The 19,506-nt window shown below is 70.8% G+C and carries 17 protein-coding genes and 1 pseudogene; 16 read left to right on the top strand and 2 right to left on the bottom strand.

All coding sequences use genetic code 11. The features are described from left to right. Positions 1 to 480, bottom strand: a 480-nt coding sequence (locus ACY5KJ_RS06675; protein ID WP_462202995.1) for a hypothetical protein, incomplete at its 3' end; no start/stop codon positions are given. Between the two features lie 374 nt (positions 481 to 854). On the opposite strand from ACY5KJ_RS06675, the gene ACY5KJ_RS06670 reads away from it, so the two are divergent. The 14 genes from ACY5KJ_RS06670 to ACY5KJ_RS06605 all read left to right on the top strand — a co-directional run bounded on the left by ACY5KJ_RS06670 (position 855) and on the right by ACY5KJ_RS06605 (position 14,881). Then, positions 855 to 1,811, top strand: coding sequence for a class F sortase (locus tag ACY5KJ_RS06670; RefSeq protein ID WP_462202994.1), 957 nt, complete (start codon positions 855 to 857; stop codon positions 1,809 to 1,811). Between the two features lie 532 nt (positions 1,812 to 2,343). Continuing rightward, positions 2,344 to 3,438 (top strand): C40 family peptidase, encoded by a 1,095-nt coding sequence (locus tag ACY5KJ_RS06665; protein WP_462186288.1) that lies wholly within the window; start codon positions 2,344 to 2,346, stop codon positions 3,436 to 3,438. Between the two features lie 257 nt (positions 3,439 to 3,695). Further along, on the top strand, positions 3,696 to 4,304 hold the full coding sequence (locus ACY5KJ_RS06660) for a CDP-alcohol phosphatidyltransferase family protein (protein WP_462186272.1): 609 nt from the start codon (positions 3,696 to 3,698) through the stop codon (positions 4,302 to 4,304). 18 nt (positions 4,305 to 4,322) lie between these two features. After that, the gene (locus ACY5KJ_RS06655; RefSeq protein ID WP_462186287.1) at positions 4,323 to 6,809 is read left to right on the top strand and encodes a sugar phosphate nucleotidyltransferase; all 2,487 of its coding nucleotides are present in this window, start codon (positions 4,323 to 4,325) and stop codon (positions 6,807 to 6,809) included. Between the two features lie 110 nt (positions 6,810 to 6,919). Further along, entirely contained in the window at positions 6,920 to 7,759 is an 840-nt protein-coding gene (locus ACY5KJ_RS06650; RefSeq protein ID WP_462186271.1) for a DUF881 domain-containing protein, read from the top strand. Then, positions 7,756 to 8,088 carry a DUF1290 domain-containing protein gene (locus ACY5KJ_RS06645; RefSeq protein WP_462186270.1) on the top strand — a complete coding sequence of 111 codons (333 nt, stop codon included), beginning with the start codon at positions 7,756 to 7,758 and terminating at the stop codon, positions 8,086 to 8,088. The genes ACY5KJ_RS06650 and ACY5KJ_RS06645 overlap by 4 nt, the downstream gene beginning before the upstream one ends. A gap of 155 nt (positions 8,089 to 8,243) precedes the next feature. Further along, complete coding sequence (locus ACY5KJ_RS06640; RefSeq protein WP_462186269.1) at positions 8,244 to 8,996, top strand: DUF881 domain-containing protein; 753 nt, start codon at positions 8,244 to 8,246, stop codon at positions 8,994 to 8,996. 123 nt (positions 8,997 to 9,119) lie between these two features. Further along, positions 9,120 to 9,500 carry a glycine cleavage system protein GcvH gene (gene gcvH / locus ACY5KJ_RS06635; RefSeq protein WP_462186268.1) on the top strand — a complete coding sequence of 127 codons (381 nt, stop codon included), beginning with the start codon at positions 9,120 to 9,122 and terminating at the stop codon, positions 9,498 to 9,500. A 293-nt stretch (positions 9,501 to 9,793) separates the two neighbouring features. Next, positions 9,794 to 10,339 (top strand): FHA domain-containing protein, encoded by a 546-nt coding sequence (locus ACY5KJ_RS06630; RefSeq protein WP_462186267.1) that lies wholly within the window; start codon positions 9,794 to 9,796, stop codon positions 10,337 to 10,339. Positions 10,340 to 10,355: 16 nt separating this feature from the next. Beyond that, a complete protein-coding gene (ftsR, locus tag ACY5KJ_RS06625) occupies positions 10,356 to 11,132 on the top strand; it encodes a transcriptional regulator FtsR (protein WP_462186266.1) in 777 nt (258 codons plus the stop codon). A gap of 167 nt (positions 11,133 to 11,299) precedes the next feature. Continuing rightward, the gene (locus ACY5KJ_RS06620; protein ID WP_101829717.1) at positions 11,300 to 11,785 is read left to right on the top strand and encodes a bifunctional nuclease family protein; all 486 of its coding nucleotides are present in this window, start codon (positions 11,300 to 11,302) and stop codon (positions 11,783 to 11,785) included. A gap of 627 nt (positions 11,786 to 12,412) precedes the next feature. Further along, a complete protein-coding gene (locus ACY5KJ_RS06615) occupies positions 12,413 to 12,952 on the top strand; it encodes a MerR family transcriptional regulator (RefSeq protein WP_462186286.1) in 540 nt (179 codons plus the stop codon). A gap of 58 nt (positions 12,953 to 13,010) precedes the next feature. Beyond that, complete coding sequence (locus ACY5KJ_RS06610; RefSeq protein WP_462186265.1) at positions 13,011 to 14,075, top strand: ATP-binding cassette domain-containing protein; 1,065 nt, start codon at positions 13,011 to 13,013, stop codon at positions 14,073 to 14,075. Next, the gene (locus tag ACY5KJ_RS06605; RefSeq protein WP_462186264.1) at positions 14,072 to 14,881 is read left to right on the top strand and encodes an ABC transporter permease; all 810 of its coding nucleotides are present in this window, start codon (positions 14,072 to 14,074) and stop codon (positions 14,879 to 14,881) included. The genes ACY5KJ_RS06610 and ACY5KJ_RS06605 overlap by 4 nt, the downstream gene beginning before the upstream one ends. A 60-nt stretch (positions 14,882 to 14,941) precedes the next feature. On the opposite strand, the gene ACY5KJ_RS06600 is transcribed toward ACY5KJ_RS06605, so the two are convergent. Further along, positions 14,942 to 15,487: a phosphatase domain-containing protein gene (locus ACY5KJ_RS06600; protein ID WP_462186263.1), complete on the bottom strand. Its 546-nt coding sequence runs from the start codon at positions 15,485 to 15,487 to the stop codon at positions 14,942 to 14,944. Positions 15,488 to 15,809: 322 nt separating this feature from the next. Here ACY5KJ_RS06600 and ACY5KJ_RS06595 point away from each other — a divergent pair, with 322 nt between their 5' ends. Both ACY5KJ_RS06595 and ACY5KJ_RS06590 read left to right on the top strand, forming a co-directional pair. After that, a complete protein-coding gene (locus tag ACY5KJ_RS06595; RefSeq protein ID WP_462202993.1) occupies positions 15,810 to 18,908 on the top strand; it encodes an FtsK/SpoIIIE domain-containing protein in 3,099 nt (1,032 codons plus the stop codon). 4 nt (positions 18,909 to 18,912) lie between these two features. Next, a pseudogene (locus ACY5KJ_RS06590) lies at positions 18,913 to 19,506 on the top strand (hypothetical protein); the annotation flags it as partial.

The raw sequence follows: 19,506 nt of genomic DNA, 5'->3' as shown, positions 1-19,506 counted from the left end.
ACCGACGCCACCGACGCCACTGACGACGCAGTCGCGCTTCTTGTCGTCCCAGCGGAACCAGTTGTCCTTGCCGTCCTTGCCGTCCCGATCGTCCTTGCCGTCCAGGCCGTTCCTGCCGTCCCGATCGTCCTTGCCGTCCAGGCCGTTCCTGCCGTCCCGATCGTCCTTGCCGTCCAGGCCGTTCCTGCCGTCCCGATCGTCCTTGCCGTCCAGGCCGTTCCTGCCGTCCAGGCCGTCGTCGATCCGATCGGCCCGGACCTGCTTGTCGCCGTCGATCTTGTCATCGCGGTCGCGGTCCTTGTCGTCCCGATCGTCCTTGTCGCCGAAGATGCCCCACCCGTCCTTCTTGTCGTCGCACCGGTGGTTGTCCTTGTCGTCGAGGGCGTGGGCAGCAGCCAGGCCGGGCCCGAAGGTGAGGGTGACGCTCGCCGCGCTGGATATCGCGAGAACGGCGGCGCTCCGACCCATACCTTTCTTCATCTGGTCCCCTCTCTCACGTACGGTGATCGATTAATTACTGCGAGTGATACCCTAGCGACTGAGCGTGGGGGTGCGGGTCAACCGCCCGGGCGTGGTGCGGCCGGATCGACCTCCTCGCGGCGGCGATCGGGTCGCTTCTTCGGTCTAGTTCGTCCAGTTTTCGGTGATCTCGGAATCATTGAGACCAGTGCACCTCGCTCACAAGCATGCCGCTCACGGAAAGTATCTCTACCGATTGGTAGAGTCACTATCAGTGGCCTTGTGGTGCGGGCGCGTGACGGTTCGGAGCCGCGAGCGGTGCGCTGGACGATCCACCTCGGGAGCGATCCGCACGGGCATGTAGACGATCGACGGGCGGGATGGCGGGAGGAGCTGTGAAAGGTGGGACGGGCAGCGGTAACCAGCGGCCCGCGAACGGCGCACCGACGGCCTTCTCCGTCCGCGCACCCGCCGCGGGCAGGCGCCTCCTGCTTTGGCGGTGGCTTCTCCTCGTCGGGGCGGTCCTTGTCCTCGGCAGCGGTTTCCGGCTGGCGGAACCGGCGTTCGACGCCGTCCGCGGCGGTTCCGGGGCGGACACGACGGCCGGCATCGCCGACGTCCCGCTGCCGCCCACCCCCGTGCCGACGACCGGCCGGTTCGGGCTACCTCCCGCCGTCCCCGAGCAGCCGGTGGTGGTCGTTAACAATCCGTCCCGGCTGCGCATCCCCCGGATCAGGGTGGACGCTCCGATCATTCATCTGGGTCTGAACCCGGATGGCACGCTCGGGGTGCCCAAGGCATGGGGGGATGTCGGCTGGTATGACCGTGGTCCGGCGCCTGGCGGCATCGGCCCTGCCGTGCTCGTCGGCCACTACGATTCCACCACCGGCCCGGCGGTCTTCTACCGGCTGCACGAGCTCGTGCCCGGCGACCGTGTCGAGGTCGCCTCGCCGACCGGCGTGTCCACGACGTTTGTCGTCGATCGCGCGGAGAACGTGGTGAAGTCGAGGTTCCCGGCGAACCGGGTCTACGGACCGGTACTCCGCCCTGAACTGCGCCTGATCACCTGCGGGGGCGCCTTCGATCGGAAGGCCGGGCACTATCTCAACAACCTGGTGGTGTACGCGCACGCCGAATCCTCGGCAGGAGCCGCGCCCGTCGTGCCGGCCCGGTCTGCGGCGAGCATGCTTCCGCCGAATCCGCCGCGAGTGCCCGTACCCGCGCACTCGTCGCCTGGGCTGCCGTCGCCTGGGCTGCCGAGGCCGGCGCAGATTTCGTCAGGCCAGCCGGCACGGCCGCAGCCGGCGCAGGTCGGTTCTGTCCCGGGTGTGAACCCGCAGCCCGCACCCTGACGACCCGGCCCGTTCCGCTGCCGGATCGCCGACGAGACAGCCGGAGAGATCTACGACACGTCGATGCTTGGGGGCGTCGTGACGACCTGACCGAGGTGGCGTGACCGAGCCGCCGACAGGCACCCGGCGTGACGGCATCCGTACTTCTTGCTGAGAGGCGGCGGCCTTCTGGTGCCGTGTTCAAGTGTTGGGGTGGGGGTGATTGCGGGTCGCCCGGGCATGTCCACTATCGTCATCAACGGCACTTCTGTTCTACCGATCCCTAGGTGTCCAGATTATGAAGTGTCTGTTACGTGTCATGCAGATATACCTATTTTGATAGAGATACCCGTCGAACCGATGTGCCTGGCCCTGCCCCCGGTTCGGCGGCCCCTCCGAGTATGTCGGGGCAGGTGCGGGGAGCCGTAGTTCCGGGTGTGGCCGGCGGATCCGGCCGCGTTCCGGCGGTGACGGCACTGACCGGGTCGTTGGTCGCCGGGCTGACCAGCCCGAACCCGACAGCTCCCTCGTAGGCGCACGGGAAGGACACGTCTTGCCCCGTCGTGGTATGGCCTGGCTTCCGGAGGACTGGGACCAGTTCGTCCGGAATCGTCAGCGCCCGTCGGCGCCCCACGGCTCCTCAGGCTCCGGCGCGGCTCGCCGCCGTACCACTCCTCCTCCGCGACGCGCGGTCACCATCGCCGCGTTCACCACTGGGACGATCGCGGCCTCGACCGCCGCCTTCGCGGCCACCGTCCCCGGGGGCACCGACGGAACCTCGTCGCTGGAGTCGAACTCCCTCACCCAGGAAGCCGCGCTCGTCCCGGGACACCACGCCACCGGCCACGATGCGGCCTCGGCCCGCAGGCTCGCCCCGTTGGCCACCGCCATCGCGGACCACGACCCCGTCTTCACCAGCGTCTCGATCGCCGCGGACAAGACCTCGGTCGCGCCCAACACCCCGGTGGTGCTCACGGTGCGGGCGTTGGAATCGGACAGCGGCACCCCGCTCGCGAACCAGGACGTCCGTATCGTCGTGGTGAACGGTCCCCAGTGGCAGACCTCCACGAGGTTGCGGACCGGAGCGAACGGTACCGCGCAGATCACCGCGCGCCTGCTCTCCACGACGACGATCACCGCGGTCTTCGACGGATCGAACGCCCTGCGTCCCTCCCTGGCCAGCGCCGCCACGGTGACGATCGCGAGTCCGACGAGTCCGACGGGTCCGGGACGGTCGGCTCCGGGACGGTCGGGTTCCGTGATCGACCAGGCGATTCCGAAGGTCATCCCGGGTAGTTCGATCGGGGAGAAGGCCGTCTACCTCGCGTCACTGCACAAGGGCAAGCCGTATGTCTGGGGCGAGGAGGGCCCGTACTCGTTCGACTGCTCCGGCCTCGTCCAGTACGTCTTCAAGCAGCTCGGCCGCTCGCTGCCGCGCACGGCGCAGGGGCAGTACAACGTCTCCGCCAAGGTGCCCCAGTCGGGCAAACAGCCCGGCGACTTGATCTTCTACGGTACTCCTGGGAATATCTACCACGTCGGCATCTATGCAGGGAACGGGTATATGTGGGCCGCCCCGCAGACCGGCGGTGTCGTGTCGCTGCGGCCCATCTACAGCTCCACCTACAAAGTCGGCCGCATCCTCTGAGCCCGGTCCCATCTGACCCGGTCCGAACGCCGGGGTACCCCGCCGGCGGATCCCTCTCCGCTCCCCGTGCCCCACGATCCGCTAGCGTCAGCGATGTCCGGCCCGTCGGCGGGGCGTTGCGACCTCTACCGGGCTCGGACGTCCTGACCGGCGCCGAACCCGTCGGTGGGACCTGCGGGAGCGCCGGGTGCGGTGGGCGGCCGTCCACCGCCGTCGCGTCGCGTCGCGCCGCCCAACCGGTGGAGGAGGGACGCCGCATGACCATGCCCGCCGCCTCGGACCGGATCTGGACGGTTCCGAACGCGCTGTCCGCCCTGCGGCTGCTCGGCGTGCCGGTCTTCCTCTGGCTGGTACTGGGCCCGAAGGCGGACGGTGCGGCGCTCGGCGTTCTCGCGTTCGCCGGAATCAGCGACTACCTGGACGGCAAGCTCGCGCGAGTGCTGAACCAGACGAGTCGCCTCGGCGTCCTGCTGGATCCCCTCGCCGACCGGTTCTACATCCTCGCCACCATCGTCGCTCTGACCCTCCGCGGGATCGTGCCGGTCTGGTTCGCGGTTCTGCTCCTCGCCCGCGACGTGGCGCTGCTGGCGCTGCCGCCGTTGCTGCGCCGGATCGGGGTCGGCGTCACGCTGCCCGTGCATTACCTGGGCAAGGCGGCGACGTTCAACCTGCTGTATGCCTTCCCTCTCCTGCTGTTGTCCGCCGGGGATTCCTGGCCGGCCACCGCGGCACGCCCGGTCGGATGGGCGTTCGCGATCTGGGGTACTGCCCTGTACTGGTGGTCTGGTCTTCTGTACTTCGTCCAGGCCGGCCAGCTCGTCCGGCGCTTCCGGGCGGATGCCCGGACCGGCGCAAGTGGGAGGTGACCGGTGAGAGCCGTCGTCATGGCCGGTGGCGAGGGCACCCGGCTGCGCCCGTTGACCGCGAACCTGCCCAAACCACTGCTCCCCGTCGTCAACCGGCCGATCATGGAGCATGTGCTGCGCCTGCTCAAACGGCACGGCTTCGACGAGACGGTGGTGACCGTCCAGTTTCTGGCCTCGATGATCCGGACGTACTTCGGTTCCGGTGACGAGCTCGGGATGCACCTGTCGTACGCCACCGAGACGACCCCGCTGGGCACCGCCGGCAGCGTGAAGAACGCCGAGGACGCCCTGCGGGACGAGGCGTTCCTGGTCATCAGCGGGGACGCGCTGACCGACATCGACCTCACCGACCTGGTCGCCTTCCACCGGCGTCAGGGCGCGCTCGTCACCGTCGCGCTGAAATCCGTCCCCGATCCGCTCGAGTTCGGCATCGTCATCACCGGCGAGGACGGACGGATCCAGCGATTCCTGGAGAAGCCGACCTGGGGGCAGGTGTTCTCCGACACCGTCAACACCGGTATCTACGTGATGGAGCCCGAGGTGCTTGCCCAGGTGCCGCCCGGCGAGGCGGTGGACCGGTCTGGCGACATCTTCCCCCGGCTGGTCGAGGCGGGTGCCCCGGTGTACGGCTATGTGGCGTCCGGGTACTGGGAGGACGTCGGCACCATCGCGAGCTTCCAACGGGCTCAGGCCGATGTGCTCAACCGCCAGGTCGACGTGGAGATCGGCGGTTTCGAGGTGTCCCCCGGGGTGTGGATCGGTGAGGACGCCGAGGTCCACCCGGAGGCGATCCTCAAGGGGCCGCTCGTGGTCGGCGACTACAGCAAGGTGGAGGCCGGCGCCGAGCTGCGGGAGTTTTCCGTGCTGGGCAGCAACGTGCTGGTGAAGAGCGGCGCGTTCCTGCACCGGGCGATCGTCCAGGACAACGTGCTCATCGGCCCGCAGACGAACCTGCGCGGCTGCGTCATCGGCAAGAGCACCGACGTGCTGCGGGCGGCCAGGATCGAGGAGGGCGCCGTCGTCGGAGACGAGTGCGTCGTCCGCGAGGAGGCGTTCATCTCCCATGACGTGAAGGTGTATCCGTTCAAGACGATCGAGGCCGGCGCGGTCGTCAACACGTCCGTCATCTGGGAGTCCCGCGGCCAGCGGACCCTGTTCGGGCCGCGCGGGGTGTCCGGCCTGGTGAACGCGGAGATTACCCCGGAGCTGGTGGTGCGCCTCGCCGGTGCCTACGCCACGACCCTGAAAAAGGGAGCCACCGTCACCACCGCGCGGGACGGTTCCCGCGCCGCCCGGGCTCTCAAGCGGGCCGTCATCAGCGCGTTGACCGCCGGCGCCATCAACGTCCGTGATCTTGAGGTGGCACCGATGCCGGTCACCCGCTTCGATGTCCGCTTGTCCAACGCCGCTGGGGGGATCATGCTGCGCACCACCCCCGGAGACCCGGAACGCATCGACATCATCTTCCTGGATGCCGACGGCGACGACCTCTCCCCGGTGGAGCAGCGCAAGCTTGACCGGGTCTTCTCCCGCCAGGAGTTCCGCCGGGCCTTTCCCGGTGAGATCGGTGACCTGCGTTTCCCGGCCCGCACCATGGATCTCTACATCCAGGATCTGCTTGACCGGGTCGATACCGCCGGCATCGTTGAGGCGGATCTCAAGATCGTCGTTGATCCTTCGGGTGGCTCGGCGTCCCTGGTGCTGCCGACACTGCTCGGCCGGCTCGGCGTCGACGTGCTCACCGTCAACGGACGCGTCGACGAGACCATCCCGCCCCGCAGCGCCCTGGAGGATCTGCGGGCCACCGACCGCCTGGGCGCCCTCGTCGCCAGCTCCGGGGCGGCCTTCGGCGTGCGGTTCGACCATGTCGGCGAGCGCGTCACGATCGTCGACGAACGGGGGGACCTCATCGACGATGACCGGGCCCTGCTGGTGTTCCTCGACCTCGTCGCGGCGGAGAATCCCGGCGCGGAGGTGGCCCTGCCGGTGACCATCACCCGGGTGGCCGACCAGGTTACCCGCTTCCACGGGCTGACGGTACGCCGGACCTCCCTGTCGGCTGCGGCGTTGACCGGGGTCGCCCGTGACGACGGCATCGTCTTCGCCGCCGACGGGCGGGGCGGCTTCATCGTCCCCGAGTTCGCCCCCGCGATCGACGGGATCGCGGCGTTCGTGAAACTGCTGGCCCTGGTGGCACGGACCCGGCTGACGCTCAGCACCATCGACGCCCGGATACCTTTGGTGGCGATCCTGCGTCGTTCAGTGCCCACCCCGTGGGCGGTCAAGGGCACCGTCATGCGTCGCGCGGTGGAGTCGGTCGACCCGGATGCGGGGTATGTCATCGACACCACGGACGGGGTTCGGATCGTCGGTCCGGACGGCTCCTGGATCCTGGTGTTGCCGGATCCGAGTGAGGCGGTCACCCACCTGTGGTCGGAGGGTGCCGACATCGAGGAGGCCCACGTGCTGCTGCGGCGCTGGGTCGAGGTGGTCGAGGCGCGGTAGCCGCGGCACGCGCGGCGAGGCCCTGGTCGGCGGCGCTCGGTGTCCGGTCGGTCAGAATGCCGAATGTGCGAGAACGGACCGGATGGCCACGCCGAGGGCCGGTATGCTCCGTGGCCACCGGCCCTTCGGATCCCTGCGGCGTCTCCGAGCGGGCCCGTCGCCCCTGGCTGCGCCCCCTCGCCCTGGCCCTCGTCCTCGGCCTGCTCGGCCTGGTGATAGCCACCGGGGCCCGGCGTGCCGCGACGACGGCCGGGGAACGTGCGGAGCTCGTCGCGGCCCTGCGCGCGGAGATCCATGAGCGATCCGCCGCGACTACTGCGGCCGCGACCCGGGTCAGCGAGCTGCGCCTGCGGGTGAAGATGGCGCGGGAACAGCGCGCCCGGGCCGAGCGCGAGCTGGCCCGGGCCACGGCGGCACTGTCGGATCTCGGGCCGGCGGCCGGCTGGTCCCCCGTGCGTGGACCGGGTGCCCGGATCGAGCTCGCGGACCGGACCTCCCCCGGGCCGTCGGCACCCTCGGCACCTCGTGCGTCAACGGCGCCCACCCCGCTGCGCCCGTCGACCGGGCCCGCTAGTCCCCGCCCCGCACCGGCGTCCGACTGGACCCGGATTCAAGATCGAGACCTTGCTGATCTTGTCAACGTGCTGTGGATCTCGGGTGCCGAGGCTGTCGCGGTCAACGGCGTCCGCCTGACGGCTCTCAGCGCGATCCGGGCGGCCGGTGATCTCGTTCTCGTCGGATTCGTGCCGATGATCGCGCTGTACACCGTCGAAGCGGTGGGTGATCCGGACGATCTCGTGCGGCGTCTCGAGGAGTCCGCCGTGATCGACCGGCTGCGGCATCGTCCCGACTCACCGGTGACCTCCCTGGCGGTCGTCACTGTCAGAAACCTGACCCTGCCCGCGGCCGATCCCCGGGCGCTGCGGCATGCTCGACGGAGCGAATCATGATCGTCGTGGTAGCCCTTGCCCTGGGCGTGACGGCCGGCCTGGTGCTGGGCCCGACCGTCCCCGACTGGATGGATCCCTACCTCCCAGCCGTTGTGGTGGCCGCGGTGGACGCTGCTCTCGGCGGCGCGCGGGCCGTCGCGGAGAGGGTGTTCGACGACCGGGTGTTCATCGTCTCGTTCGTCTTCGACGTCGCGGTTGCCGTCCTGATGGTGCTACTTGGCGACCTGATCGGGTTCGGCGGCGCGTTGTCCACCGCGGTGGTCGTGGTGCTGGGCATCCGCATCTTCGCCACCGCGACCGCGTTGCGTCAGCATCTGATCAAGGTCTGACGGTGGCGGTGACCTCGACAGGCGACCCTGCGGGATCCGGGCCCGGACGGAAGTCCGTACCCGATCCGAAGCCCGATCCGACCCCGGTCGCCGAGCCGCCGGTCCCCGAGGGGCCGGTCCCCGAGCCGCCGTCGGACCCGCCCACGTCGCCCGTCGTGGTCCCTGTCGCGTCGGAGCCGACGCCGAGCCCGGTTCCGGGGCACGCCCGGCCGGGTCGTGCCCGGACGCGGCGTGCCCTGAGCCTGGTCCTGCTCGCCGGTCTCGGTTTCGCCGCGGTCGCCGCGACCCGGTCCGCGGAGCCGTCCTTCGGACTTGCCACCGCGCGGCCGGGCGAGCTCGCCGCGACCCTCGGTGCGATCGGCGCCGTCGACCGGTCCCTGGCGGCCCGGCATCATCAGCTCCGCCAGGAGGCGGAACCGATGATGCCGCCCGTGCCGACGTCGACGCCGGCCCCGGCGGCCGGGCCGGGCGAGGTGCGTCGCGAGGCCGACCGGCTGGCGATCCTCACCGGCATCGTGCCGGTCACCGGATCGGGGCTCGAGCTGACGATCCATGACCCCCACCGCGCGGTCGACTCCTCGATCCTCGTCGACGCCCTGCAGGAGCTACGGGACGCGGGCGCCGAGGCGATCGAGATCGCCGGGGTCCGAGCGGTCGTCTCGACCTACGTGGCCGACGAGCCCGGGCGGGGGTTGGTGGTCGACGGCACGTCGATCGCGCCGCCGTACGTGCTGCGGGTGGTGGGCGACGCCCACACGCTGGACCAGGCGATGCGGATCCCCGGCGGGGTGCTCGATACGGTAGCGGCACGGGACGGGGCGCAGGCGACCGTTCGGACCTCCGAGCACATCGAGATCCGTGCGCTGCGACCCGCTCCGAGTCCTCGCTATGCCCGTCCGGCCGGATAGGGGACCCTGTCCGGGCCAGTCGAGGAACGTGGTTCCTGGTGGAGTTCGCGGCGCGGTACGGCGTCGGGCCGGGCGGCGCAGAGCGGTCCGCGGAGTGGTCAGAGCAAGGGGAGGCGATCTCCGGTGTACCCGGACGACCTGAAGTACACCCGTGAGCACGAATGGATCCGGCTCGACGGGAGCACGGCACGGGTCGGCATCACGTCCTACGCGCAGGAGGCGCTGGGCGACATCGTCTTTGTCTCTCTGCCCGACCTCGGCTCCGCGGTCCAGGCCGGTGAGTCCTTCGGAGAGGTCGAGTCGACCAAGAGCGTGTCCGAAATCTACGCGCCGATCGCCGGAGAGGTGACGGCGCGCAACGAGGCGCTTGCCGGTGCGCCGGAACTGATCAACTCTGATCCCTACGGGGGAGGCTGGCTCGTCGAGCTCACGGTCGCGGATGTCGCCGGCGTCACCGGCCTGCTGACCGCCGAAGAGTACGCGGAGCACGTGAAGGAAAACTGAGAGTATCTGGTTTGTGTCCATGGTGGGTGGTGGGCCACACCACGCCGAACAACACGGGTCGCACCCTTTTCACGACCGTGCCCGCGATGCACTAGCCTCGGAGTGCACCGGGGCACGATCGTGGACGGCCCGACCGCCGCCATGTGATCATCCTGGTGATGGGGGTGGGCTGCGGACGTCTGGCTACCACCATCGCAGTGTTGGCAGAGACGTTCCCGCCGCCCGTTCGGTGGCGGCCGAAGCGGCTGGGGTACCCCGCCCGTGCGGGATCCCGGCAGGAAGCGGACGCGACTGTGTTCTGCACGAGGTGCGGACAGCAGAACCCGTCCGACGCGCTGTACTGCGCGCGGTGCGGGTCTCCTCTGGTGCGTCCGGGTGAGCCCGTGGCGCCGGAGAGCCCCGCGGAGCAGACGTCGACGCTGAACCTGGCGGCCGCGCTGTCCGGCATCGAGGGCGACCACGTCGACGAGTCGACCGAGCGGGACGCCGTCGCCGCCGTCGACGCGCTACCTCCCGGTTCGGCGTTGCTCGTCGTCAAGAGGGGGCCGAATGCGGGGAGTCGTTTTCTGCTGGATGCCGACATGACCACCGTCGGCCGCCATCCCGAGAGCGACATCTTCCTCGACGACGTGACCGTCTCCCGCCGGCATGCGGAGTTCCATCGCTCGCCGTACACCAAGGGCTTCTCGGTTCGCGACGTCGGGAGCCTGAACGGTACCTACCTCAACCGCGAGCGGATCGACTCGGCTGAGCTCACCAGCGGCGACGAGGTGCAGATCGGCAAGTTCCGCCTGGTGTTCCTGACCGGCGCGAGCTACGGGGGGTCAGCGGCACGGTGACGAGGAAGGACCCACGGTGAGCGGCGGCCTCGCCGCGGCATCGCCGGCCCCGCGTTCGGGCGCAGCGCGCTCGGACCAGGCCGGACAGAACGCGAAGGTGCTCAACATCGGCCAGGTTCTCGACCGTCTGCGGGCGGACTTCGCCGACATTACCCTGTCGAAGATCCGTTATCTCGAGGCGGAGGGACTCGTCGAACCCGCCCGTACCAGCGCGAACTACCGCAAGTACTCGGTCGACGACGTCGCCCGGCTCCGTTACGTCCTGCACGCGCAGCGGGATCGCTTTCTTCCGCTGCGCGTGATCAAGGAGGAGCTGGCGTCGCTCGACCGCGGTGAGACCCCGGTGCATCGGCCCGGACCCCGCGCGCTGCCTCCGCATCCGACCCCTACCGGCCTGGACGCGTTCCTCGGGGCGGAAAGGGTTAGGATGTCGCGCCGGGAGCTTCTCGCCGCCGCGGGGCTCGGCGACGAGGCCCTGACCGAGCTGGAACAGCACGGCCTGGTGGGTCCGATCGCGGGCGGCGGGTACTACGATTCCGACGCCCTGCTCGTCGCGCGGACCGTGGCGCTGCTGGCCGGCCACGGCGTGCAGCCCCGGCATCTGCGGGCCGCCCGCACCGTGGCCGACCGTGAGGCTGGTCTCATCGAGGCCGCCGTCGCCCCGTTGCGGGGCCAGCGCGGTGGTGAGGGCTCGGGACGGCACGCCGAGACCGCCGATGAGCTGGCGGCGTTGGTGGTCCGCTTGCACGCGGCCCTGTTGCGCTCCCGGCTGGCGGCGGGACGCTCGAGTTGAGACCGAGGTGAGGAGGCTGCCGGGGCTGCGCTCGGAGTGCCTTGCCGGACAGCCGAACCGGTGGGCGCGCTGACGCCGGACGGAAGCGGGGATACTGTCTCCCCTGTGGGGTTTTCTGGCTCCGGTCACAACATCCCGCCCCGCCCCACCTGCGAGGAGGTAGATCGGTGCATCGGCTGGACATCGTCGGCGTGCGAGTCGAGCTTCCGTCGAAGCAGCCGATCGTCCTGCTCAAGGAGGTGGGCGGTGAGCGGTATCTGCCCATCTGGATCGGTGCTGTTGAGGCGACGGCGATCGCCTTCGCCCAGGAGGGCATCACGACGGCTCGACCTATGACCCATGACCTGATGCGGGACGTGTTGCGCGCGCTGCAGACGGATCTGACCCGGGTGACCATCACCGACCTTCAGGACGGCGTCTTCTTCGCCACGCTCGTGTTCGGCAACGGGGTGGAGGTCTCCGCCCGGCCGTCCGACGCGATCGCGTTGGCGATGCGGATGGGAGCGCCGGTCTACGGGGTCGAGGCGGTCCTGGCCGAGGCCGGGATCACCGTTCCCGAGGAACAGGAACAAGAACAGGAGAACGAGCTGGAGAAGTTCCGGGAGTTCCTTGACACGATCTCCCCGGAGGATTTCAACACTCCCGGCTCCTGAGGGTTCCCGGCTTCTGAGGGTTCCCGGTTCCCGAGGGCTCCTGGCCCCTGAGCCTCCCAGTCCTTGGCGTGCCCGCTTGGGAGCAGGTCGGCCGTTGAGGCCTTCAGCCAGCCCTGGCCAAGGTCGGCTGTGATCCAGTGTGCGGGCAGTATCGGAGCGCACTTCCGATTTGACCGATCTGTTGAATGACGTCCGCTGGACTACAGACACGCCGGCTTAGATCATTGAAGGAACCGCGCGTCGCTCCTACGGTCGGGAGAGCCCGACCGTAGAGTTCGTGCCCCTGCCCGCGGTAGACGTGGCGGAACGGGCTCTCTCCGGCTCTGACCTTGCCGGGCTGTGGCAACGGCGTGATGCGTTCCGCCCGGGTCCGTGCCGACGGGTGGGCGGGCGGTCCCGGCTTACGGGCACAGGGGTGCCGCGTCGCGGTCTCGCAGACCGTCGACCGGCGGCGGTCGGGGACAGGGAGTCGTGTGGTCGAGGTGATCGTGGCAGGCCGCACGACGGTGGAAACGGTTCGATCGGGCCGGGTGCCCGGGCTGGCGGCGTCGGGTGACGTCGGCGGTCGGGACGGATCCGGAACGGTCCGGAGGATGGGGCTGGCATGGCGGCGAAGTGCGTACAGCGATGATCGAACAGGGCCAGCTCTTTCCGGATGAGATTCCTGAACCGCCGGGGGACGACGTCGGGTACCGGGGGCCGACGGCCTGCGCCGCGGCGGGCATCACCTACCGCCAGCTCGACTACTGGGCTCGGACCGGTCTGGTCGTCCCCAGCGTCCGCGACGCGTCCGGTTCCGGCAGCCAACGGCTGTACTCCTTTCGTGACGTCCTGGTGCTGCGCGTGGTCCGCAAGCTACTCGAGGCCGGTGTGTCGCTGCAGAACATCCGGGTGGCGGTGGAGCATCTGCGTACCCGCGGCGTGGACGACCTGGCGCAGCTCACCCTGATCAGCGACGGCTCCACCGTGTACGAGTGCACCTCGGACGACCAGGTGATCGATCTTGTCCGGGGTGGGCAGGGCGTGTTCGCCATCGCCGTTGGCCGAGCCCTGCGCGACATGCGTGGCCAGCTGGCTGAACTGCCCTGCGAGCGGCCTGGTCATCCGCCGGCGACCCATCCCGGCGACGAGCTGGCCAGTCGTCGGACCCGGCGGAGCTCGGCCTAGCCTCCCCCCGCCTTTATTCGGTTCCGAACTGTCGGAGGTTCGTCGTACGGTCCGCCTCGTGACAGACAACCCGGCGGTCCTCACCGAGGGCCTGCAGAAGAGCTACGGCGGCAAACGAGCGATGGTGGGCCTGGACCTGCGGGTCGATGCCGGCACCGTGCACGGCATGCTGGGGCCCAACGGAGCCGGCAAGACGACGGCGGTACGCATCCTGTCGACCCTGCTGCGCCCGGACGGCGGCCAGGCCAGGGTCCTCGGTCTGGACGTCGTCCGGCAGGCGGACGCGCTGCGTGCCCGGATCGGTCTGACCGGTCAGTACGCGGCGGTCGACGAGCGGCTCACCGGCCTGGAGAACCTGGAGATGTTCGGGCGGCTCTACCGGCTGCGCAGCCGCGTCGCGCGGGCCCGCGCGGTCGAGTTGCTCGAGCGGTTCGAGCTCGCCGAGTCGGCCGGTCGGCAGGCGCGTACCTACTCGGGCGGGATGCGGCGGCGGCTCGATCTCGCGGCCAGCCTGATCATCAACCCGGCGGTGCTGTTCCTCGATGAGCCGACCACCGGACTGGATCCCCGCAGCCGTTCGGCGATGTGGAGGGTGATCGCCGATCTGGTGCGGGACGGCACGACGGTCCTGCTCACGACGCAGTACCTGGAGGAGGCCGACCGGCTGGCCCACCGGATCTCGGTGGTTGACGGCGGCCGGGTCATTGCGCGGGGTACCCCGAACGAGCTGAAGTCGCAGGTCGGTGGCGACCGGCTGGACATCGTCGTCGGTGGTGACGCCGCCGAGGATGTCCAGGCCGCCCGGGCGGTGCTTGCCCGGTTCGGATCCGGCGCGGCGACGGCCGACGGGGAGACGCGCCGGGTCAGTGTGCCGGTACCGGGCGCGAGCGTGCTGTCCGACGTGGTCCGGGGTCTCGACGAGCTGGGGGTGCCGATCTCCGACGTCGCCCTGCACCGGCCGTCGCTGGACGACGTCTTCCTCGCCATGACCGGGCGCGCTCCGGCCGGCAGCGAGGTGCCGCCCGCACGCGCGGGCGGCGACGGCCGTGGCGACACCGACACCCCTGATGACCGGGGCGACAAGGACGACAAGGACGATGACAAGGACATGGTGACCATATGAGCACCCTCGAGCTGACTCCAGCGGGGCGCGGGCAGCTGTCGTGGGCCGTTGCCGACGCGTGGGTGATGTGCCGGCGCAATCTGATCCAGACCTGGCGGATACCCGAGCTCGTCATCTTCGCGACCATCCAGCCGGTCATGTTCGTCCTGCTGTTCACCTATGTCTTCGGTGGCGCGATCAACGTGGGTGACGGGGTCAAGTACGTGGACTACCTGATGCCGGGCATCTTCCTGCAGACGGTGATCTTCGGGTCGATGCTGACCGGCGTGGGGCTGGCGGAGGACCGTCAGCGGGGTCTGATCGACCGGTTCCGTTCCCTTCCCATGAGCAGGTCGGCGCTGCTCACCGGCCGTACCCTGGCCGATCTCGCCCGCAACGTCTTCATCGTCGTAGTGATGCTTCTGGTGGGCCTGGCCGTGGGATTCCGGTTCGGGGAGACCACGGTGCCGGCGGTGCTGGCCGGGTTCGGGCTGATGCTGTTGTTCTCGTACGCCTTCTCCTGGCTGTCCGCCGTCATCGGGCTGTCGGTGAGTAGCGCGGAGGCGGCGCAGTCGGCGGGATTCATCTGGATTTTCCCGCTGGTCTTCGCCAGCTCGGCCTTCGCCCGGGTGGAGACCATGCCGGGCTGGCTGCAGGCGTTCGCCCAGCATCAGCCGGTGACGGTGACCGTCGACGCCGTGCGGGCGTTGTTCCTCGGCGGTCCGATCGTCTCCGTTCTCCTGCAGTCCCTCGCCTGGTGTCTGGGCCTGCTGGTGGTGTTCGGGCCGTTCGCCGCGCGCGTGTACCGGCGGTCGGCCTCGCGCTGACCGGCGGGCCCGACCGCCGGCCGCGGGCCGCACCGAGCGTCGCCGAGGCGCGGCTCATGGTCAGGTGCGGCCCTCGGTCTCCTGGGCGTTGCCCAGCGTCGCCTCGTAGGCGAGCCATTCGGCCCGCAGGACCGGCCAGCCGTCGGCGCGCAGCAGGTCCACCACGGCGGGGTCGTCGTCGACCACGACGGCGACCCGACGGCCGGCGCCGAGCTCGCGAAGTTCGGCGCGTTTGAACACCCGAGCCGGCCGACGGTCGGCGTCCGGACGCATCCGCAGCTCACCCGGCGGCAGATCCTGCTCGGTCAGCCAGCGCCGCGTCGCCTCTCTGGAACGCTCCGGCCGGCCGGTCAGCCATACCACCTCGTGGTCCCGAGCCAGCTTGCGGGCTAGTTCCATCCCTTCGGCCAAGGGGGGATCGGCGGGCGCCGCTGCGAAGAACGCCTCCCAGTCACTGGGACTGGCGCGCAGGAAGCGCAACCGGTGTCGGACGTCGGCCACCACCCCGTCGACGTCAATGACGGCGAGCGGTCGCTGTTTCGCCGCCGCCGTACCCGCCGTCTCCGTGAGGCCCGCCGTGTCAGCCGTGTCAGCCGGGTCCGTCACCGACGTTCCCTTTCCACCTGCTCATCGCCGACCTTCGCCCCTTCGATCGGTGCGCTGGCTTACCTGACCGGGACGGTTGCCCCGACGGATCATTGAACACGCGCGGCGCCGTTGATTTGGTGCCGGTCGAGGGGTAGCCCGCTCCGGTGGTCCCGGCGTCGCCGTCGTCCGGAACGGCCAGGCTGCGGGTGGTTGTACCGATAACGTCGCCGATGTCGTCGCATGCTTTCGTCCGGCGAGGTCCCCGTGCCCAGACCGTCGCGCCGGCAGGACAGTTCGGCCGGTCGGCGCGTTCTGGGATGTTTGCTCCGTCGGACGTGTCATGGTCGTCGGGGGGCTCGACGCCGAGCACGGCAACACACAGTGTGGGGAGGTCAACGTGTCGGGTACCCGGCGGGCGCGCACGCTCGTGGCCGGTATCCAGTCCTCGCTGGGGGCGGCACTGGCGCTCGCCGATCGGCTGGATGAGCAGGCGGACCGGATCGAGGCCGAAGCGGGTTCCGGTGTCGCCGGGAAGGCTGATGGCCTCGGTGAGTCCGGTGCGGGGCGGCTCGACGTCGCCGGGGAGCTCGCCCGGGCCGCCGTGATCGCCCGTTCCCGGGCGCGTGGATTCGCCGGCGCGTCCTGGGCGGCGCCCGACTGGCGGCACGGCCCCTTCGGCGTCGCCCCGGTCGGCGACCGGGCTCGTTTCCGGCCCGCTCTGTGGCAGGTCGGCCAGGTCATCGTGCCGCCCGACGATCCCACGGCGCAGCACCGGACGGTGCCACTGGCCATCCCGCTGCTGGACGGCCTGAACCTGCGGATCGAGACGACCCGGTCCCGCCGGCCCGCCGCGGTCGACCTCGTGCGTGGCCTGCTGACCCGCGTCCTCGCCGCGGCGCCGGCCGGGCGGGTCCGACTCGTCGTCTATGACCCCCACGAGCTCGGTGCCGGGCTCGCTGGCTTTGCGCCGCTGCGTGCCGCCGGTGTGGCCACTCCCACGCTCACGACGCGGGCCCGGCTCGAGGAGGTCCTCGCGGAGCTGTCGGCGGAGGTGGGAAGGATCACTGTGGACCGGCTCGGTGGCCGGTTCGACTCGTTGCGGGAGCGGGAGGATGCTGGGCTTCCGCGTTCGGAGCCCTGGCGCGTCCTGGTGCTGCTCGGTGAGCCCCGGCTGCACGACGAGGGCGCGCGGGCGCTCGCCGCCATCGCGGCCCAGGGCCCGTCCTGCGGGGTGGTGGTGATCTCCATCGTGGAGGTCCGGCCGTCCGGTGCGGAGCCGGTCCTGGGCGGCTCGCGGGACGATCCCGATGAGGTGACGCCGCTGGATCCCGACGTCATCGGCCTGGAGCCCGACGAGGACGAGGACTCGGTGACGGAACCCCTGCCGAGGTCGGTGGTGTTCACCGCGGTCGAGCTCCTCGCCGATCGGCCGGGATGGCGCCGGGTCGCCGCGGGAGGCTGGTGCACATCGCTGACCGGTCTGCTGCGGGTCGAGCTGGACCCGCCGCCGCACTCCATGCTGGTCGCCGCGGTCACGGCTCAGGTCGCCGCGGCGGCCACCCGGGAGGCCGCCCGGCCGCCCGCCATCAGCGACATGCTGCCCCGCGGCCTGTGGGAGTTCGACAGCGCCGCCGGGGTGGGTGTTGAGGTGGCGCAGGGCCCCGACGGGCCGGTGGGGTTCACCTTCGACGACGACACCGTGCATGCCCTCGTCGGCGGCCAGGCCGGGTCGGGCAAGTCGACGCTGCTCCTCGACGTGATCTACGGGATCGCCGCGCGTTACGGGCCCGACCAGGTCCGCTTCCATCTGCTCGACTTCAAGGAGGGGCTGGAGTTCGCCCAGTTCGCCGCCGGTCCGACGGACCCGTTCTACCTGCCGCATGCCGATACCGTCGGCATCGAGAGCGACCGCGAGTTCGGCGTCGCGGTGCTGCGGGCGGTCCGTGAACAGATGCGCCGCCGCGCCGTGGCGATGCGTGCGGTCGGCGCCCGCGACCTGCGAGGCCTGCGGGCGGCCGACTGGAGCTCGCCCTGGCCGCGGATCATCGTCGTGGTCGACGAGTTCCAGGTGATGCTCACCCCGATGGACTCGGTGGCGCGGGAGGCCGTCGCGCACCTGGAGGTCCTGGCCCGCCAGGGCCGCGCCTACGGGGTCCATCTGCTGCTCGCCAGCCAGACGCTGTCCGGTATCGACGCGCTCGACGCCACCGCCGGCAAGCGTGGTTCGATCTTCGGGCAGTTCGCGTTGCGCGTGGCGCTGCGTACCTCGATCTCGGAGTCGCGGGTCCTGCTGTCCACGGCGAACGAGGCGGCCGGCGCGCTCTCGGGCGTCGGGGAGGCTATCGTCAACCGGCGCAACGGCCATCCTGCGGGCAACGAACTCGTCCGGGTCGCCTTCCCGGATCCGGCGGCGATAGGCGTGCTGCGTGGGCGGCTGGCGGCCACGACCGCGCGCAGTGTGCCGAAGGCAAGGCCCCCGCGGGTCTTCGCTGGTCACGCCCCCGCGGTTCTTGACGACAACCCGATCTACCAGGCGTTGGACGGGCGTCCGGCGCCGACGGCCGTCGAGGCGGCTGCGGCCGAAGCGATCCTCGGCGGCGGTGGCGAGGGCGGTGGCGAAACCGGTCCGAGCCTGCTGCCGGGCAGTGTGTCGCCGGGTCGCGCCTCCGGCTCCGGGGACGGCTCCGAGAACGATGTCGATCCCCTCGCGCTGGTCGGCGTGCCTCTGGACCTCGCGCCGCCCGCGGTCGGGGTACGGCTTGCCGCGTTGCCCGGCCGGCATCTCGCCGTGCTCGGTCCGCTACGTCGGGAGGCGGTCGGCATCCTGCAGGCGGCGGCGGCCAGCGTCGCCGCGCAGGTCCCGGCCGGTGGACTCGTGGTCGAGATCATCGCCGCGGAGCCGATGGCGCTCGCCGCCGCGGAGGTGCTCGCGGCGCGTGTGCGCCGGGCCGGGCATCCCGTTCGGGTCGCCGATGTCACCGGCCTGCGGTCGGTGTTGGCCGGTGCCGCCGACGAGACCCGTGCCCGGGAGGAGTCCGCACTCACCGGCAGCGTGGGCCCGGTCGCGCCGCCGCTGCGGCTCATCGTCGTCTTTGCGATGGACGCCGGCCGGGCCGGGCTGGAAGCGCGTGACCCGGTGACCCGTCGCACCGGACTGGACGACCTGCGCACGCTCACCCGCCGGGGACCGGCGCAGCGCGTGCACCTGCTGGGCTGGTGGCGGGGAGTGTCCCGGCTGGCTGAGGACCTCGGTCCGGGTAACCGGGACGACATCGCCGCGTGGATGGCGGCCGGGGTACCCGGCAGCGACCTGTTCGTCCTGGCCGGACACCGGTCGGTGGCCGGTGGGACCATGCCGAATCGGGCGGTCCTGTTCGACCGGCACGTCCAGGCCGAACCGCGCACCGTGGTGCCGTTCGCGCCGTTGGATCAGGGGTAGCCCGATGTGGACCGACGACGGGGCGGGAACCGACGGCGATGTGGCGGGTGTCGGCGAGGTGGGGATCGACGGCCGAGCAGGCGCCGGGAGAGGACGGAACGGGATCGTGGCTGGATTTGTGCCGGTGGATGCCTCCGATCTCGCCGACCTGTTCGGCGACCCGGACCTTGGTGATCCGGATCTCGCCGACCCGGCCAAGGCGGCGATGCAGTACCGGCGCCTGCTCGGTGCGTCCGACGAGGCCCGGGCCCGGGCCGGCCGCGACGCCCGCGACCGGCGTCAGGGCGGCCGGGCGGCCGCGCGTCGGCACCGGGACGCCGCGCAGGACATCCGGGTCAGGGTCCGCAGCGTCTGGGACCAGGTCGCCGAGCCCCTCGCCCAGTACGGGCTCACCGAGCTCGACCAGCTGCGCTCGGCGGCTGGCGACACCTCGGCCGATGCGGCTGCCGCCGCCCCGCGGGTCGGCCTGGCGAAGAAGGGGACGGCGGATCGCGGCCTCTACCGCGACGGGGGCGGGTACGCCCTGGCCGAACCGGGCGATCGGCGGGGCCGATCGTTGGCACAGGCCGGACGGGAGGCCGACCGCACGGGACGGGGG

The sequence above is a fragment of the Frankia sp. CcWB3 genome (assembly GCF_977927595.1).
This window is presented reverse-complemented; position numbering and strand designations above follow the sequence as displayed.

Bases quoted from the DNA above. Each gene is read 5' to 3' on its own strand.
- ACY5KJ_RS06660 (WP_462186272.1), top strand. From the start codon at position 3,696: ATGACCATGCCCGCCGCCTCGGACCGGATCTGGACGGTTCCGAACGCG.
- ACY5KJ_RS06655 (WP_462186287.1), top strand. From the start codon at position 4,323: ATGGCCGGTGGCGAGGGCACCCGGCTGCGCCCGTTGACCGCGAACCTG.
- ACY5KJ_RS06645 (WP_462186270.1), top strand. From the start codon at position 7,756: ATGATCGTCGTGGTAGCCCTTGCCCTGGGCGTGACGGCCGGCCTGGTG.
- ACY5KJ_RS06615 (WP_462186286.1), top strand. From the start codon at position 12,413: ATGATCGAACAGGGCCAGCTCTTTCCGGATGAGATTCCTGAACCGCCG.
- ACY5KJ_RS06605 (WP_462186264.1), top strand. From the start codon at position 14,072: ATGAGCACCCTCGAGCTGACTCCAGCGGGGCGCGGGCAGCTGTCGTGG.
- ACY5KJ_RS06595 (WP_462202993.1), top strand. From the start codon at position 15,810: ATGGTCGTCGGGGGGCTCGACGCCGAGCACGGCAACACACAGTGTGGG.